10 protein-coding genes are annotated in these 18,023 nt (G+C 34.8%); 3 read left to right on the plus strand and 7 right to left on the minus strand.

What is annotated here, in order from left to right; all coding sequences use genetic code 11:
• The first annotated feature begins 6 nt into the window (after positions 1 to 6).
• Positions 7 to 810: a DUF4249 family protein gene (locus tag QL232_RS21715; RefSeq protein WP_281615751.1), complete on the plus strand. Its 804-nt coding sequence runs from the start codon at positions 7 to 9 to the stop codon at positions 808 to 810.
• A 78-nt stretch (positions 811 to 888) separates the two neighbouring features.
• On the opposite strand, the gene QL232_RS21720 is transcribed toward QL232_RS21715, so the two are convergent.
• From QL232_RS21720 to QL232_RS21735, 4 genes are all read right to left on the minus strand, one after another.
• Complete coding sequence (locus QL232_RS21720) at positions 889 to 2,424, minus strand: amidase (RefSeq protein WP_281615752.1); 1,536 nt, start codon at positions 2,422 to 2,424, stop codon at positions 889 to 891.
• A 202-nt stretch (positions 2,425 to 2,626) separates the two neighbouring features.
• Entirely contained in the window at positions 2,627 to 4,009 is a 1,383-nt protein-coding gene (locus tag QL232_RS21725; RefSeq protein ID WP_281615753.1) for an alkyl/aryl-sulfatase, read from the minus strand.
• A 19-nt stretch (positions 4,010 to 4,028) separates the two neighbouring features.
• Positions 4,029 to 4,223: a hypothetical protein gene (locus QL232_RS21730; RefSeq protein ID WP_281615754.1), complete on the minus strand. Its 195-nt coding sequence runs from the start codon at positions 4,221 to 4,223 to the stop codon at positions 4,029 to 4,031.
• 84 nt (positions 4,224 to 4,307) lie between these two features.
• A complete protein-coding gene (locus QL232_RS21735; protein ID WP_281615755.1) occupies positions 4,308 to 5,117 on the minus strand; it encodes a helix-turn-helix transcriptional regulator in 810 nt (269 codons plus the stop codon).
• 237 nt (positions 5,118 to 5,354) lie between these two features.
• Between QL232_RS21735 and QL232_RS21740 the strand changes: the two genes are divergently transcribed.
• Both QL232_RS21740 and QL232_RS21745 read left to right on the plus strand, forming a co-directional pair.
• Positions 5,355 to 5,804, plus strand: coding sequence for a MarR family transcriptional regulator (locus QL232_RS21740; protein WP_168885188.1), 450 nt, complete (start codon positions 5,355 to 5,357; stop codon positions 5,802 to 5,804).
• 97 nt (positions 5,805 to 5,901) lie between these two features.
• Positions 5,902 to 6,555, plus strand: a complete 654-nt coding sequence (locus tag QL232_RS21745; protein ID WP_281615756.1) for an NAD(P)H-dependent oxidoreductase — start codon at positions 5,902 to 5,904, stop codon at positions 6,553 to 6,555.
• A gap of 78 nt (positions 6,556 to 6,633) precedes the next feature.
• On the opposite strand, the gene QL232_RS21750 is transcribed toward QL232_RS21745, so the two are convergent.
• The 3 genes from QL232_RS21750 to QL232_RS21760 form a co-directional block, all read right to left on the minus strand.
• Positions 6,634 to 7,791 carry a heparan-alpha-glucosaminide N-acetyltransferase domain-containing protein gene (locus tag QL232_RS21750; protein ID WP_281615757.1) on the minus strand — a complete coding sequence of 386 codons (1,158 nt, stop codon included), beginning with the start codon at positions 7,789 to 7,791 and terminating at the stop codon, positions 6,634 to 6,636.
• Positions 7,792 to 8,318: 527 nt separating this feature from the next.
• Positions 8,319 to 15,911, minus strand: coding sequence for a S8 family serine peptidase (locus QL232_RS21755; protein WP_281615758.1), 7,593 nt, complete (start codon positions 15,909 to 15,911; stop codon positions 8,319 to 8,321).
• Positions 15,912 to 16,218: 307 nt separating this feature from the next.
• Positions 16,219 to 17,895, minus strand: a complete 1,677-nt coding sequence (locus tag QL232_RS21760) for a tetratricopeptide repeat protein (protein WP_281615759.1) — start codon at positions 17,893 to 17,895, stop codon at positions 16,219 to 16,221.
• Positions 17,896 to 18,023 lie beyond the last annotated feature (128 nt).

Below are 18,023 nucleotides of genomic sequence, written 5' to 3' on the forward strand. Positions count from 1 at the left end.
GACCTCATGAAATATATAAACCTTATACTGCTCTCTTTTTTACTTTGGAGTACATCCTGTGAAAAAGTTATTGATGTTGAGCTAAACGATGCAACACCTCAGGTGGTTATTGAAGCGGTGATTTTAGAAGGAGAGCATGATTTCACTGTGAAAGTATCTCGAACTGCCCCTTACTTTGATAATACACCTTCAGAAAAAATAGAAAACGCTGTAATTACACTCAAGTATGATGATCAAATAAAGGATATTCCACATGTTGGAGAGGGGGAATACAAATTTCCTTTAGATGCAAAAGTGGATACTGAATTTGCGCTTGAAGTGGATGTTGATGGAACAGTCTATACGGCATCCACTACTCTAATTGAAAAGATTGCTATTGATAGTATCTACTATGAATATGAAGAAGGTTTTGGCCCAAGAGAAGCGGGATATATCGTATATATCAAATACACTGACCCTGCAGCCTACTCCAACTTCTATAGAATTACACATAGTCTAAATGGTATTTATCAAAATACAAGTAAAGACCTTCAGGTATTTGATGATAGCAAGACAAATGGTAACCAAGTGAAGGTTCCAGTACGATCAAAAACTTTCGAACTGGGAGATGTGATTCACCTTCAACTAATCCATTTTGATGAGCCTTCTTATGATTACTTTAATTCACTTGATGATATTATTAGTTCTGGCGGTGGGCCAAGCGGAGGTTCTGCTGCACCAGGTAATCCATTATCGAATTGGTCAAATAATGCATTAGGTTATTTTTCTGCTTATAGTTCCGATACGGCTAATATTACCATCACAGAATAAATAAAAAGCTAGGCTGTTCCATCACTCATGAATGAAACAGCCTAGCTTATATTTTATTACTCTATTAATCTGATATTATTATTTCGACACTTTTTTTGATGGGGTATTATTGCCCTCAAATAATTTAATTCCTTTTTGACTGTAGTTATACGCTACTTTAAAAACACTTTCTGTATCATAAGGTTTACCTACGATCTGCATTCCTATAGGCATATTTTGTGAGCTCAACCCAACCGGTACACTTGCTACAGGGCAGTAGTTTAAAAGGTTGAAAGGAATAGTGTAGGCACCACCAACAATACCAGGGAAAACTCTACCATCTTCTTCCACTGTTCCATCTACAAGATCAAAATCAGCAGGAATATGACTTGTTGGTAGCGTTGGTAAAATAACAGCTTCATAACCGTTTTCAAAAGTAGCCTCTGCTAATAGATGATACATCTTTTTGATTAGTAACTCCACTTCTGCTAAGTCTTTTCCATTATAACCGGCATTCGCTGCTGCATCCACGAAGTTAGACGCGTATTTCGTCAATGAATCTTGATACGTTTCATAGACAGACATTTGTCCTCCCATTGGTCCTGCAAAGGCCATTTTCTTGAAATTAGTCAGTAATTCTTTCGCATCCATACCAAAATCAATTTCAATAATATCGACTTGAGCTCCACTTTTCTTTAAAGCCTCAATTGCATTATTCATGGCAGTTTTCACCTCGTTAGTTGGCTCTAATATTCCTAATCCTAAAACATAAGCTACTTTTACGCCTTCTAAAGACTCATAATTAGTAGGAAGTGGTTGGTGTGCCATTACGTTTGGTGAGTAAGGTGTCGGACCAGCAATTACATTATACATCATTGCCATATCTTCGAAAGTTCTAGCCATTGGGCCTGTACCTGAGAAATAAGACATTGGTAAATCTGTATGCACAGTTCCGAAAGAAGGTTTTAAACCGTAAACACCATTAAAAGCAGAAGGAATACGAACAGAACCTCCCATATCAGAACCTGTTGCAATTGTACAGTATCCTGCAGCTAAAGCCGCACCAGAACCTCCTGAAGAACCTCCTACCGAATATTTATTATTCCAAGGGTTACGTGTAGTTCCCCAAGCGCGAGTGTCTGTACAAAAGTGAAGGTATAATTCAGGAACAGTACATTGAATAGTAAAAATTGCACCTGCATCTTTCAATTTTTGTGTTACCGGATCTGCATAATCTTTTGGAGGATCATTTCTATGTACTAACGAACCTTGTGTCACTCTCATTCCTACATCATGATGTTCATCTTTAAGACCTACTGTAATTCCTTCCAATGATCTGTAAGTTCCATCTTTATAATGTTGCTCTGCAATTTCTGCTTGTGCTAAGGCTTTATCCCAATAGGTAAATGTCGTTGCATTGACCTCTCCATTCGTTTTCTCCCATTGTGCTTTTTGAGCTTCAACAACATCTACAGGTGAAACCGCTAATTGCTTATACAGTTCTAATAATGATGAAGCAGGCATAAAAGCCAATTCTTCCTGAGAATATTTTGAATTTTGAGCATAGGTAAGATTCGCAAATAATAAAGTTATTGTGATGAGAAATATTCTTAGATTGATAAAGTAACTTTTCATTTTTTATACAGTTTTTTGTTGAATTAATGTTCAACCTTAGAAGGGCAAACTGATATAAAAAACCCTATACCTTTTTAAAAAAATTTCTAAATCCAATCTATTTTTTCAAATCTCAACCTTTATAGAATCGAAAAAACTATTATATAAAGTCCAAAGCAACTTGAAGTAAACCAAACGCTCGATAATATATTGAGCTAGTTTTCTATTCAGACAATTGCCTTTTTAATTCATTAGCATACGATAGGTAATAATTTCTGGCAGGTGCATTAATCTGTTGAGCTGCTAATCCTCTCAAACATTCAATTTTTTGTAAAGTGACCTTTTCTTTAGAAGAAGCTACTTGCAGTAGATAATCTGAAAGTTGTAATCCCCATTGGTAATTTCCTTTCTTTACTGCCAAGTTTAATTCTTCTAACATTTTACTTTCTCCACCAGCCAAATTTATTATGTTCTTTGCTTCTTGTACAGATGAGAGAGGATATAAGCGGGTAGGGTTTCCATCAAACCACCCAACATAATGGGTAAAAATAGATCGAACACCCCAAGGTACACTACCATAAAACTCCTGAAGATTTGGACTATTTTTTAATGAGTCAGGAAGTTGGACATGCTCTACTGTTTGTTCTAATGAATACCCCTTATTCATGCATTCGATTGTCTTATTAAAAACAAACAGAATCGCCTCCCCATAATTATGTAAGTTTTTATAAATCGCTTCTCTACCTGCTAATGGTCTTGTATGTCCAGGAACAAGATAGTCTGCATGAAAAGTATTCATCTCTTTTATGGCCTTCCCCCATGCTTGTACATCTCTATATTGAGAACCTCGAATGGCATATAAATTTGGAAAAGCATGATAGTAATTGTCACCAACAAATAATGTTTTCTGAGAAGGAGTCCATACATACAAGCCATCATTAGTTTCACCATTTACAGCATAAATATGTAAATCTATTCCTGCATAAGTTACCTTCAACGAATCGTCAAACGTTAGATTGGGCTGTATATAACCCTTCCCCACTCTATCATTAGAAGTAACTCCTGCAGTGACTCCTCTATTGATAATATCCTCTTCTGGTAAGTCCCTACCAAATTGTCTTGCATTCCTTTTTCTTAGAATGGGTTTCACTGGTGAATTTTCCTGTAGCTCTTCCTTAAAACCATTTCTTGCAATAATCGTTACCCCTTTTGTATCACCAATAAATGCAGAAGCACCACCGGTATGATCTTGGTGACCGTGTGTATAGATTAATACTTTGATAGGTTTATCCGATATTTCTCTGAACTTATTAGCCACTATTTCAGCAGCTCCCAATGCTCGAAGAGCATCGATAATAATGATTCCATCTTTCCCTATTATCATCGATGTATTAGAACCATCGTATCCGACAGCAACATATACATGCTCATTTAATTGAATGATTTCAGGTTGAAACTCTTTAGACTGCTCCTTCAATTTTGTGATATTGGGATGCTCTGCTTTCTGATCGTCAACATTATCTTTTGATGTTTGACAACTGCTTACCAAAAGCATCAATAGTGCAAAAAAAGTGTAAAGAATTGGATTGATAGGGCGATTGTTCATTTTAGGTAATTGAAGGTTTTTATTTTGATTTCAGTGCTTTCAGTTCTGCTTCTAGTGCTTCAGACTTTTCTTTATATTTCATCATCGCTTTCTTCAATTGCACAATCTTTTTCTCTAGCTCACTATTTTGTAGTGATTCGTACTCCACAACACCATCTACTTCTTTTACCTTCGATGCTCCACCACAGGTAGGGCAAGATTTTACGTTACTCATAGGAATTTCTTTTTTAAACAAAGATCCATTCAATTATAAAAAATGTAAAGGTTAATCCATTTCAAAAAATGGTAAATCTGAAACCTACTTATAGTCTTTTGGTGTAATTCCTGTATGTTTCTTGAAAAACTTCGTGAAATTGGTGATTTCATCAAAGCCTACTTTAAAAGCTACTTCTTTTAAAGATATATCAGAACTCAATAAGGTTCTTTTAATTTCTAATATCACATACTGATCAATAAATGACTTCGCTGTATTTTTTGTAAACTCCTTTACAATAGTGTTTAGGTGTTTTGTAGAAATTGAAAGTAATTTTGCATAATCTTTTACATTCCTAGTTTTAGCATATTCTTGATCCACTAAATCTTTAAACTCAGAAAACAGAATAAACTGTTTTTTATTTGCTTCTAACGGTGTTTTACTATGAACACTTCTTTCCAATCTCAACAAAAAGATCTCTAATATTTTAGCCAGTATATCTAGCTTCAAATAATTATTACCTTGGTTAAACTCTTTTGTAAAATGCTCTATAAAAAAATCATTAATAGGCACATCTTTAACAAGTGGAGGAGAAATATGATAATTGTAAAAATGAGAAATAGCATAGATTGATGATGCCGAAAAGTACCTCAACAAAAAGTCTTCAGTGAGTACAATGCAATATCCGCTGTAATCTTGGTCCTCTGTAAATGCATGAATCTGTCCTTTCGCAATTTTTAATACGCTACCTCTTTTCAGTTCATATTTATTTAAATCAACCTGATGCGTACCATTACCATTTGTAATGACATATAGCATAAAAAAGTTAATCTTATGTGGTTTATAAGGGTTATGGTCTGTAGTATTTTTTAAACGTTGAATGAGATCGTTTAAAGGGATCAATTCTATTCCCATTTGGGCTTTTTGAGTTTTAAACGGAATGTTGGGGATTTTTTCCAATACTATCTGATTTAATGATTCACAATTGAATTGGTTATAGATTTATCAAAGTAGGTTATAAATTAATCAAAAGTATAAGAATCAGCATGGTCAATAGAGTATTATTTTATTTTACATCAAAATATTTTACATGTAAAGTAAATTTATTACATTTGATTCATAGATATTAATTATTCAAATAGTTTAGTACAAATGCCTAAAATAGAACAAGAGTTAAAAGTGAAATTTGCAAATCATAAACACCGCTTTATGACTAACTTGATCTATACTTCAAAATGGCTGGAAACAATTAATACGAACTATTTAAAACCTTTCAATATATCATCACAACAGTATAATGTATTGAGAATATTACGTGGAAATAAAGATTGGATGAATATGAATGATGTGAAGGCATTATTAATAGACAAAACTCCCAATACAACACGTTTATCAAATAAGCTGATTGAAAAAAATTATATCATAAGAAAGAGAAGTCAAACAGATCGAAGAGTTGTATATCTTAAAATCACAGATGAAGGACTGGAGCTTTTGAAACAGATTGATATTATCGAAAGCAAAGATCCCTTTGACATTCTACATAAATTTACTGATGAAGAAGCACAGCAATTCAGTGATTTACTGGATAGGCTTAGAAGTTAAATGCTTCAACCTTCTATCATCATTGACCTTAATGGGTCTTTTTTATTAATTATTTATTTTACATGTAAAATATTTACATGTTATTAATTTATTTATCATGGCTATTATTAATTCTTTAAAATGGAGAGCTGCTGTAAGAAAGTTTGATACTTCTAAAAAAGTAAATGCTCAAGACATCGAAACACTTTTAGAAGCAGGAAATCTTACTGCTACTTCAATGGGGTTACAACCATTCAAAATAATTGTAATACAAAATGAGGCACTGCAACAAGAACTTGTTCCTCTTTCTTATCATCAGCAACAAGTTGGAGATGCATCTCATTTACTGGTTTTTGCTATTGAAACAGAAATTGGGAAAGAGAGTATCGATCAATACATTCAAAGAGCAATGGATGTTAGAAATGTGCCTTATTCCTCACTGGAAGGGTATCATCAATCTGTGTCTGGATATATTTCACAAATGGATGAGAAGACAAAAAAAGACTGGGCCACAAAACAAGCTTATATAGCCCTTGGTACTGTGATGACGGCTGCTGCTGAACTACATATCGATTCTTGTGCAATGGAGGGGTTTGACACACAAGCTTATCAAGAAAAGTTAGGTCTAGATAAGAAGAACCTTTTACCTGTAGTTATTCTTCCAATTGGGTATAGATCTGATGAAGATACAAATTCTAAACTACCTAAAGTGAGAAAGAATAGAGATGAGTTTGTCATTGAAATGATTGAATCTACATCTGTCTCTCTATAATTTATGTCTAGAATAAACAAGGTCTCCTCGTTTTTATAACAACGAGGAGACCTTGAAAAATTAGATGAATGAGAATCTTTAAAAATATTTTATCCAACGAGAGTGACTTTTCTTCTTATAGTTTGAAAACGCTCTAGTCGGAAAATAAAGTAAAACAGATAAAACGATAGTTACCAACCAGATTTGCCAGAGACTATCCAATCCAAAGTAGTTTCCCTGGTTTGTACCAAAAAGATAGACACACATTTTATATAAAGACAGAAGTACATATAAATGCATGATATAGAAAAACATAGGAGCCGAACCAAAGGTCTTTAATATAGAAGTAAATTTATTGTGGAATCTTTCAAATAGGAGAAGTAAAAACATACCTAATCCAATGGTTAATAACAGAAAGTCTAACGATGGTGGATACTTCTTAAAATTTAAAAATGACATGACCGATTGAATAAATGTTTCTTGTCGCTCCCAAGGCAATGTCTCTCCATAAATATTCCATCCTCTTAATAAGCAAAGTAAAAATAAACTACCTAGACCGATTTGGAAAAGAGCTTTTATTCTTCTTTCGCTAGTAAATTTCTCTCCAAAAAGGGGTCCTGTAAAATAGCCTAACAAAATGACTCCAATCCACGGCAAAACTGGGTAAGAAGCTTTTATGGATAAAAGATCGCTTGAAAGTATGTATCCTCTCTGATATAAAATAGTCCATAATGTAAAACCCCATTCATACGGTGATAAGATAAAATTGGTCAGTGTATTATGGCCAAAAACAATGATAAAACCGACAATACCAATCCATCTATGAGGAAGCTTACTTAATACCGAAAGGCAGATCATACTTACTCCAATGGCCCACATTACCTGTAAAAAGAGAATTTTATATTCCCCAAACCAAGAAAAGTTGATGAGTGTAACCTCTACTAGAATAATAAAAAGTCCTCTTTTAAATAGAAAGCCACTTGCAGACCTTTCAGGTTTTCCCTCAGGATGTGCATATAACCAAGCTGATAAACCCGTCAGAAAAACAAATACTGGAGCACATAGATGAGCCAATATTCTTGTGAAAAATAATTCCGAACTTATCGCATGAATATCAATAGGATCTGATATTGGTACATGATAGAAGAATCGCTCTCTTACATGATCTAACAACATAAATAACATCACTAATCCTCTCAATATATCAATGGAATATATTCTTGATGACTTTGAGGGCATACCTTGATTCTCTTTCATAAACTTAATTTTTGCAACACCATCGCAATAAATAAAATATAGTTTTTGCTTCTCACTTAAGACTGAAAGTATTTGGGTAATAATTACTAATTGATGAATTATTATAAGAAAAAAAGAAGAATACTAACTCGTAGATGGATACTATCTATTGGAAATGTCCATGAGTAACAGATTTTAGTTTAGCTTTAAAAAGGACTTTGATTGGTGCTTTTCCTGCTTCATTAAGTGCCACTCTAACGGATCAGTTTGGGTAGTAAACAAAAAAAGAGGCCCTAAAGCCTCTTCCTTATATATTTTTGATGGTAAATTACTTACCGATACAGAACTTACTACCTCCTAAAATATACGTTTTTAATAGTATTAAGGCTATTTCCGAATTATGAGCGGACAAATAGAGTACAAAATAGTTTTGTTCGAATTTTTAATGATTTTAAAGGAGTAAAATATTGATTTTTCTTTTTACTAATCAATATAAAAACCCTAATCCACATAAAGCAGATTAGGGTTTAGGTAAAGAACCTTGGTTTTTATTTCACTAAACGATTAAATGTTATAGGTTTACCATCTATAATTAGGGTGTATAAATACACGCCTGAAGTAAGCTTCTCTGTGTTGTACTCTAATTGATGTTGTCCCGCATTTAACCCACCTAATTGTAAGTTATCTATTAACTGACCTTGAACGTTGTGAATTAAGATATCAACGGTACCCGATGTAGGCATACGGAAGGTAATTGTTGTTTCCGATGTTACAGGGTTTGGATAATTACTTAATTCATAAGCTACAAAATCAGCATCTATAGAGGTCACATCTTCTTGATTGGCAATTACAGTCACTTCAACTACCATTAAAGTAGATGCACCGTGAATGTCTGTAGCCATAAATGCTACTTCTGATGTTCCCTCTTTTAATCCAGTAATAATAAATTCCTGATCGTTTACTCCTGTTAAGATCGAACCATCGTTATTATCGGCAATACCAAAAGTCAAAACATCTTGATCTTCATCCGTAAATAATTCGTTGGCATCTATGTAGATCACTTCAGAAATAGATACTTCAATAGGATCAATAGTCGTTGATAAAGGAGCCCTATTGGTGTTGAGTACAGATGTAGAAACAGCTTTTTCTGTACGAACCCCATACTCATCTTCAGCAATAATGGTAAAGATATATTCACCCTCATCCTCAAAAGTTGGAGATAAAGTGATGTGAATACTGTCCTCATTCACCTCGAAGTTACCCCACTCAGGTAGCTCTTCTGCAGCAAGCGTAAATGCATGTCCATCCATACTTTTTGCTACATAAGAATAAACCATCGTTGAATTTTCCTGAAGGCTAAGCTCTCCTTCTCCATTTGTAATTTGAGGACCTTCGTTGATCAACATTACAGCTGTGAATTGAGCGTCTTCTTCGATCATCGAAGGATCGTTTGTTGTAATACTCACATCTACTTTTAATGAGTGTTCACCTACATGGTATTGAGCATCGAAATAGGCATTTATTTCCAATTCTTCACCCATTTCGATCACTCCTTCAGTTTGATCTAAACTGAACCATGTGCCAGCAATAGGATCTTTTGCTAATGCTTTCACATTATAACCCAATGTCTGGAAGTTGGCATCCGTCGATAAATCGAACCACTGATTATTCAAAGGAATATAGAATGTTGCAGGAATATTCTCATTCAATTCTACCATCCCTTGAGGGTATTCTGCTTTCTGATCGTACGTCAAACCGATGTAGAACGTCTCATTTGGTAGTAGTGCTACTGTCTCTTTTAATTGAAGAAGCTGAACTCCTATATCTTCATTCTGATTGCCTTCTACTGAAAGTTCTTCTTGATAAATAACGACAGGTTCTATAGCCGTTCCTGTCATCACTGTTAATTCAATTGTACCATTTTCGTCGTTGCCAACAGGATTGTACCAAGTGGCAATATGTGATAAATCGAAACCTTCTGAAGGAGAAACAAACTTGGTAATTGTAGTTAACTTCTGAGCACCATCGAAACCAATATGATTTACATTTTCAGCATCAAAATCGCCATAATACAATATATTGTTGAAGTCGTTTTGATCGATTTCATCTACCAAAGTATATGTAGAAATAAATGGTTTGCTCGATGGAGCAACATTGCTATAAGGCACATTCAAAGCTACAGAAGTTTCCCCAACTCTTTGATAATCCAAATGGAAAGCAAATTCTAGAGGGTTATTACCTTCTGTATTCTTGATCGTAAAAGATTTCGATTCTTTATGATCAGTATTTTTAGCATACACTTCCATTGTTCCTACTTCATCCATATCAAATTTTGGAGGGAGAACAAAGTTGGCTTTCACTAATAATTGCTGAGTTGAACCATCTGCTTTGTTAAGAATAACTGTTTCCTCGAATTGTCCAGGTCCTTGTGGACGAAGATGAATCCTTGCTGGAGTAGATTCTCCTACTTTGGCAAAAGTTGGTTTATAGAAAGGATCAACCACCAAAGCAAAAGCATACCAACTACGAATAGCAGGCCATGGCGATGGGAAGATTTCTTCTAATAAACCATAAATCTCTAAACCTACTTTATCAGCACCTTCAATATCCGTACTCGTAAACTGATGATGTGCCGTGCCGTTGTTTTCAATTGTAAATTCATAATGAGTACTCATCCAAGGTGTGTAAACAATATCACCTAATTCAATTACATCTTCAGAGAACATGATATCCGAACGACCATTTACAGTTAATTCAATTGGTAAACTGATGTTTTCCTTCGATGGTGTATGGTTTACAAAAGTAAGATCAGCATAATAATTCCCTGCAATAAGCTCTTCAGCATTTACCTCAAATTCGATTGTTTTTGATTCACCCGCAGCAATATTAATTACCCTAGCAGGAGTATATTCCAATACCAAACCATCGGTAACATAACTTGTATAATAGCTTGCCTGAACACCTTGAGAACCGTCTTCGTTTTCAATACCAATAACCACTGAATTATTCCAACGATCTACGGTCTCTTGGTTAATCGTTTTGTACTGCATTTTAATACGACCATCATTTAAGATAATCACCTGTGCATGTACATATGATCCTGTTCCTTCGCCAAATGCATGAACCCAACGTTCAAAACTGATGATCGTTTTCTCTTCATCGGCATAATACCACATTCCTTTATCAGGATGTTCGTCGTAGCCATCATAGCCCGTTAGTCCCCAGAAAGGAGCAATAAAATTATCAATTCCACCTTTTTTAGGAATAGCACTATTCCAGAATGGGGCCTCAGCTGTTGGTTCTGTAAAAGTGATAATACCAGGATAACCCACCCATACTTTTGAGTACGTTTTATCATAGAATTTTACCGGCTGTTCTAATTCAACAGCAGCCCATAGATCAGTAAAGCTAAAATCTAATTTTCTACCGCCAATTTTAGTGATATCAATCCATTGATAAGTTGGAGCCTGATGATCGTCTACACCTTGTAATTGGTCTGCATTGTCCTTCATGAAATAATCAAAATCAAAAATGGTTTGATTCATCGATTCGACCAATTCACTTTGATACAACCAATGTGTTCCAGAAGGAATCATTCTTAAAGTGGTATCGCCATCTACATTAGATATTTCTATCGTAAACGATGTTTTGTCTCCATGATCTAAATTGAATGATTTAGTCGAAAGATCAGCAATATCAATCGCTGGTGATGGTGCAATTTCAGCATATAAATCGAAAATATATGTTTCTCCATTTTCATCGCTAAATGTTATTTCGTCTTGAATTTTACCGATTTCAGAAGCATCAAGATATACTTTTACAGTAGTACCCAACCTTGCCTTTAAAGGGAAAGTTGTTTTCTCTAAAGTCACTTTTGATCCGTCCATCAAAGTAGCCGAAACAATATCCAAATCACTATTTCCTTCATTCAAGAAAGTGATCACATCATACTTTTCGGTACCTTTTAATACTCTACCAAAGTCAATGCTATTGTTCGAGGTTTTGATGACTGCTTCACCTCCTCCATTCACATCAACATGTACTGTAAAATGTGCCAAAGGTTGAGTAGGATCGTTATTTTCGATAGCTATATTCTGAGTGTTCACTCCATCGACTAATCCTTCTGATGAAACATCAAAAGTGATATCCAACGACTGACCAACTCCAACCACACCATTTGTTTTTGATAAGTTCGAGATAATCTGAGGACCAGGATACTTCAAATCAATCCATACATTTTGATAATTGTTTTGGAAGATCAATTCCGGAGCCATCACAAATTCGTAGATATAAAAACCATCTTGTTTGTCTGGACTTTCTACACCCACAAATGGATCGATAGAATTACTGTTTGACCAATTTAAATCGAGGTAACGCATTTGCGCCTGACCATCATAATACAATGCCAATTGGAAAGTCATCGGATCTCCAGAACGGAAAGAAGTTACTCTTGAATGAACATTTTTCCACTCAAAAACCACATGATCATCAAATACTTTGTAGATTATTTTACTATCTACTAAAAGGTCGAAATAATCGTACATTATGGCAAAATAGCCGTTGGAAGTGAAGTCTTTTCCTAACAACTGTCCGAACGATCCGTTCACTGGATCTTTCTCATCTACCGCTACCATACCGATATGCGACATGTACATTTTTGTCACTAGCGTATCGTAGAAAGGGAATTGGAACCCTAAATCTACTTCCACATAATCTAAAAATGGATTGGTCTTAAATTGTTCGGATACATCTACAGCACCTTCTGCTCCGTCGAGTTCTTCCCAGATAAAACCTTCTTTTTTCATTTCCCAAGCATAACCAAACTTGTGTCCTGCCTCGGATGCTTTATCGCTATATTTTGGAATGTTGAAAGACAAAGGATAGTTCCCTGTATTTTCAATAGTAATACTGCTTTGAGTAGAGGAATGGTGGGCTAAATGCAATGTCTGCTCTTGTGGGGTAACATTAATTTCTGATGGAGCCTCACCCACACCTGTAAAGTTCACTTGAGTAGAGTGACCATCACGATCAGTAATAGTGAGTATACCACTTATGTTTCCTGTTACCGTTGGGGTAAATTTCACCACCAAATCTTGTGTTCCTCTTGGAGCAATATTCCAAGGTCTTGAAACCAATTCGAATGCTGTTCCATCTAAACCTTCCCAAGTGATTCCTCCTTTAAAAACACCATAACCAAAGTTATTTAGTTTTACGATCACTTCTTTTTCTCTACCGATCTGTACGGCACCAAAATCTACTATTCCAGGAACAACGAGGGCAGGTGTATGTCCATCTACATTGATCACAGTATTCACTCTCACTCCTTGGTTATTCTGGTCGTTAGACTGAATGATAAGGGCAGTAGTCACCGAACCATTTTTAAGTTTTGAAATATCTGCTGATAGATGAATTGTTGCTTCACCTTCACCATTTATTTCTCCTTCTGTCGGCGTTATTGTCAGATAGTCTCCTTGATATTCTTGGCGAGTAACTAATCCTTGAGTGAAAGAATAATTAGGTTTTCCGATAGCATCTTCAATCACTTGGTAAGTCTGTCCTTCATCAAAAGAAAGCCACTGATAACGGCTTGCATCTGGATGGTCATTGGCATCGCTCACCCCAAATGGATATTGGTTGCCTTTAGGATAATGTACCTTTAACCAAACCACATCATTATGTTGGAAATAATACGATTCTCCATTCTCCAAATAAATATATTTTGGACCAATAGTTTTGTCTTCGATCTTTTTCGATAGTACCAATTTGGCTTCAGAGAAAATAGGACCGTGGTAAACTTCTACAGTTACTTCTCCATGAGTAATCTCGTTGGTAAATACATCTAATGAAGTAAGGTTAAACCCGTTTTCGTTTTCTACTCTGTAGGCAGCTACTGTAGTGTGAGATTTAGAAAGATCTTCTTCTCCAATGACGAAACTTGCATAAATCGCATCTGTATAAGCTAACCAATCTTCTTTAAATGGAGTAAGTTTATCGTTAGGCTTTTCTTCTTCGAAAACTTCTCTGAATGGTACCGCTTCGAATTGTTGAATAGGATCGCCTTTTACCACTTTCTTATCAAATGATATGGCCGACCATGTTTTAACACTAAATGCTTTTTGTCTCTTTTGGATGTCCCAATACAGTAAAGCATCGTTGGTGTTACTGATCACAAAATCTGTTTCTACAGTTTCTCCATCATTAATATTACCCGACATCTCAATAGCATTCTGCCATTCAAAATCTACTTTGGGATAATCAAGAGATGGACCATTATTCGTTGTTAGAGAGAATATTTCTGATGCCTCTGAGGCATTCCCCCAACGATCATATACAGTAATTACAATAGAATACGTTGTTTCGCTTTTTAAGTCTTCCAGCATGTAGTTCATTACCTCACCAGCTTCTAAAGAAGTAAAGGCGAATAACCTTTGTGCTGTGGCGTCATCAAATGCTCCTTCTGAAACTTGAATAAGATACTTACTTGGTTTAGTATCGTCTTCATCAGTAGGTGTTGTCCATTGAAGTTTAGCAAAATCATTTGAAATTGCATACAATGCAATATCAGTTACTTTGTTAGGAGCAATGCCACTATTTTCTTTAATGGCGATAGAAGCATCAATTAAACCCGTACCCATTTTACCTAAGTAATCTGGGTTATCATCTTCTAAAGATTGAACAGAATAAATTAGTTGATTCCATAAAATATCTGGAGTAAAATCTTCTCCTCCCATTTTGGAAACGATAAGTGCTGCCACACCAGAAACATGTGGACAAGCCATTGATGTTCCTTGTAAATATCCATAGTTATCCGAAGGTAAAGTACTTAAAACACCGTGTGAATTTCCATATGTATTTTGATCTCCACCAGGTGCTGAAATATCTACCCAGCTACCAAAGTTAGAGTAGCTTGCTTTCTTACGCTCCGATCCTGTTGATGAAACTGCCAATACCTTGTCGTAATATCCAGGGTACATTTTAGCGTCAACATTAGAGTTACCTGAAGCAAAAATGACAATACCACCTTTCATTGGGCTACCTTCATAATCGCCTGCCTCTTCGATAAAATAATCGATGGCATCCAGTACTGATTGCTCGTAGCTATCGATATTTCTGTAACCCCATGAGTTCTGAGAAATAACAGCTCCATTATTGGCCGCATATACATACGATTGAGCAATATCGGCAGCAGATTGTCCGCCTAGAATCTGACAAGACATTAAACGAATACCATCGTTATTACCCGATCCGCCAGCAACACCTGCGACACCAATGCCGTTATTGTTTGTTGCTGCAACTGTACCTGCAACGTGTGTTCCATGAGTTTGTGGGTCGATCACTCCACTATTGGTAGCGAAATTGAAACCATATACATCATCGATGTATCCATTTCCATCATCGTCAACTCCAGGTGTTCCATTTAATTCTGCTTCATTGATCCACATATTGTTGACCAAATCTTCGTGTTTAACATCAATACCTTCATCGTGAATGGAAACAATAACATTTGATGTTCCTGTTACTTCTTCCCATGCTTTATCTAGATAAATCCCTGCCGTTGCTAATTTTCCGTTGGTTCCGTCATTAAAATAATGCCATTGGTCAGCTAACAAAGGGTCATCAAACGATTGGATGGAAGTAGATTTAGCCGTAATGTTTGTGATTTCATCATTTGATAAAACATATGTTCCAGCTTCTCCCCCAATCAATTTTTTTTCTAAAATTGCTTCAGAAATGTCGACCTCGGCTACCGAATTATAAGCAGAGAGTACTTGATGAATATCCGCTTGTGGATCTACTTCGATTTGATACCATAAATGTAAACCGTGCTTTACAAGTTTATCCTCGAATTTTGGATGATATGGAAAAACTCTTTTTAGATCGTGAGCATTTACTTGAGTACTGACCACATCGAAAGCAGCTAAACCTAACTTAGTCGGTTGCCCTAATTGTTGTACAGATACTTGTTGTTCGATTTTAGGAATAGATTGTGGTCTGAATTTAATTCGAACCACTCCTTTAGCTTCTCCTTTTGTATTGAAGCTATAGTTGTTGTTGATCCGCTGTTGTGCTTGTAGATTTGGGTGGAGTCCCATCATCAGACAAAAAAGCAGCAGTAAAGAAAAAAGTGATAATTTTTTCATTTGCGTGAGTCTGTTTTAATCATTGAATTGGATGAAGAGGATAATTTTTCATAAACCCTCTTGAGAACGTCAATCTCCTTTTTTCGTTCTGCTATGAGTCGAAGAATCTCTTCTCTTTCGATAGTAGAATCCTTTGTCTCTTGGTTTTTCATAGCTTGAAAAATTGTCTCGAAAAAAATTTCAACAATAATAAAGCTCACGCCTTTGGGTGCATCAAATTATGCCTTTATACAAATACTCACCTACCTTTATTATAATACAAAACTACCACTACAACACTACTACATGAATAATAAAATATTGACAATTAAATGTTTACATATTCATTATTTTCAAGTTCTTCTTTAAAAAACTTACTAAAAAAAGTCTGGAAATCAATATCTTTTTTATTCATATCAAGTTTTTTCCTGAGACGAAAACGTGCCACTTCAATAGTTTTTATACTTTGATGGGTAATATTCGAAATATCTTTTGTACTTAAATTTAAGTACAGGTAGGCACACATTTTTTTATCATTAGGGGTTAAAATAGGGTAGGCATTGGTTAGTTTCTCGTAAAACTCCTCGTTTACTTTTTCGAATCTAAATTCCAGTTCTTTCCACAAATCTCTGTTGGTTTCGCTTTGTAAGGTAAATACGATTGATCGGATCTCTTTTTTCATCTCCACATCTACCTTATCATGTATTTTCATCAATAATTCGGAGACCTCGTTGATAGTCTCGTATTGTTGCATCAGATGCATGATATTGGTTTTAAGTTCTCGATCTTTATAGGCAATCTTTTCCTTTAGCTTTTCTTCTTCTACTTTAGTAAGCTTCATTTCTAGGGAGATCTTATCGTTTTCACCTTTCTGATTTTTCAATCTCAATTTAGAATTTCTGAAAACGATAATTGATGTAAAAAGCAATATCAAAAACAACAATATTAAACCATAGATAATCAACTCCCGGTCTTCCTTCTGATCCATCAACTCTTGTTGCGCCAAAGTCATTTGATGTTCAGTTTCTAATTGATCTATTTTCTTTTCATAATCGTTTAACAGCAATTGATCAGAAAATTCTTTATGAAGCAATAAATATTCATTTGCCTTTTTATAATCTTTTTGTTCTTTATAAAATAGATATATATTCTGGTAGGTATTTCGTAAAAGTATAGGTGATTGTAACTGTTTTGCTCGTTCTAAAGCTTTCATGTAGTTTGCTTGTGCATCAGTAAGTTGGTTCATTTGTAAATATAAATTCCCTAATATATTTAATGAATTAATGATTCCCTCTGTATCATCAATCTGATTTTTTATCATTAATGATCTTTCAACTGACAGTTGAGCATCTTTCAATCTATCAAGTAATATATATTGATTACTCAAATTATGTAATGCTTTGCCTTTAAGATGCAATAGTTTTTCATCCTTATCACAATAATTTATCACTTTATAATAAGCTTGAATTGCTTCTTCGTTTCTTTCTTGATCTGAGTAAAGAGTTCCTAAATTAAGATAAATAGTTGCGAGATATTTATTTTTATTTGGAATGTCTTCTTTGGTTAATTTAAACTTAAGTTTAATAAACTCACTTTCTGCAAAATCATAATTTTCTTCCATATGATAAATGATACAAAGATTGAGTTTTGCTTTAAATAAGTGCTCTCTACTAATAGTTTGTATAAATATACTTTCTGCTTGTAAGTAGCTCTTTTTTGCTTGATTATAAAGCCCTTGCTTTAAATAGATATTCCCCTTTAGGTGGTAAAGTTCTCCTAAAAGTTCAGACGGACTTTCCTCTTTTACCAATAATATCGCTTCATCAACATATTTCAATGCCTCTGTAAGGTTACTTTTAATATACACTTGTGCTATTTCTTTTAGGATAAGTCCCCTCTTATTACTCTCATACTCAATTGAAAGCTTAGAACGCAGACTATCAATAGAAGAATTAGTAGCAAGTAAAAAAAATATTGAAATAGTAAATGAGAATAAAGGCTTCATTAACATTAGTGTGTAGTTTTATAAAATAAGGGACTTATCTAGTCTCTATTTATTAATTATACCAAATACATCTAAAGGTGTTTTACTTGATTATGTCAACTTTTTCATTGATTAGCTCAAATGATGTA

Origin of the sequence: Flammeovirga sp. SubArs3 (assembly GCF_947387565.1) — a bacterium.
GTDB lineage: Bacteria > Bacteroidota > Bacteroidia > Cytophagales > Flammeovirgaceae > Flammeovirga > Flammeovirga agarivorans.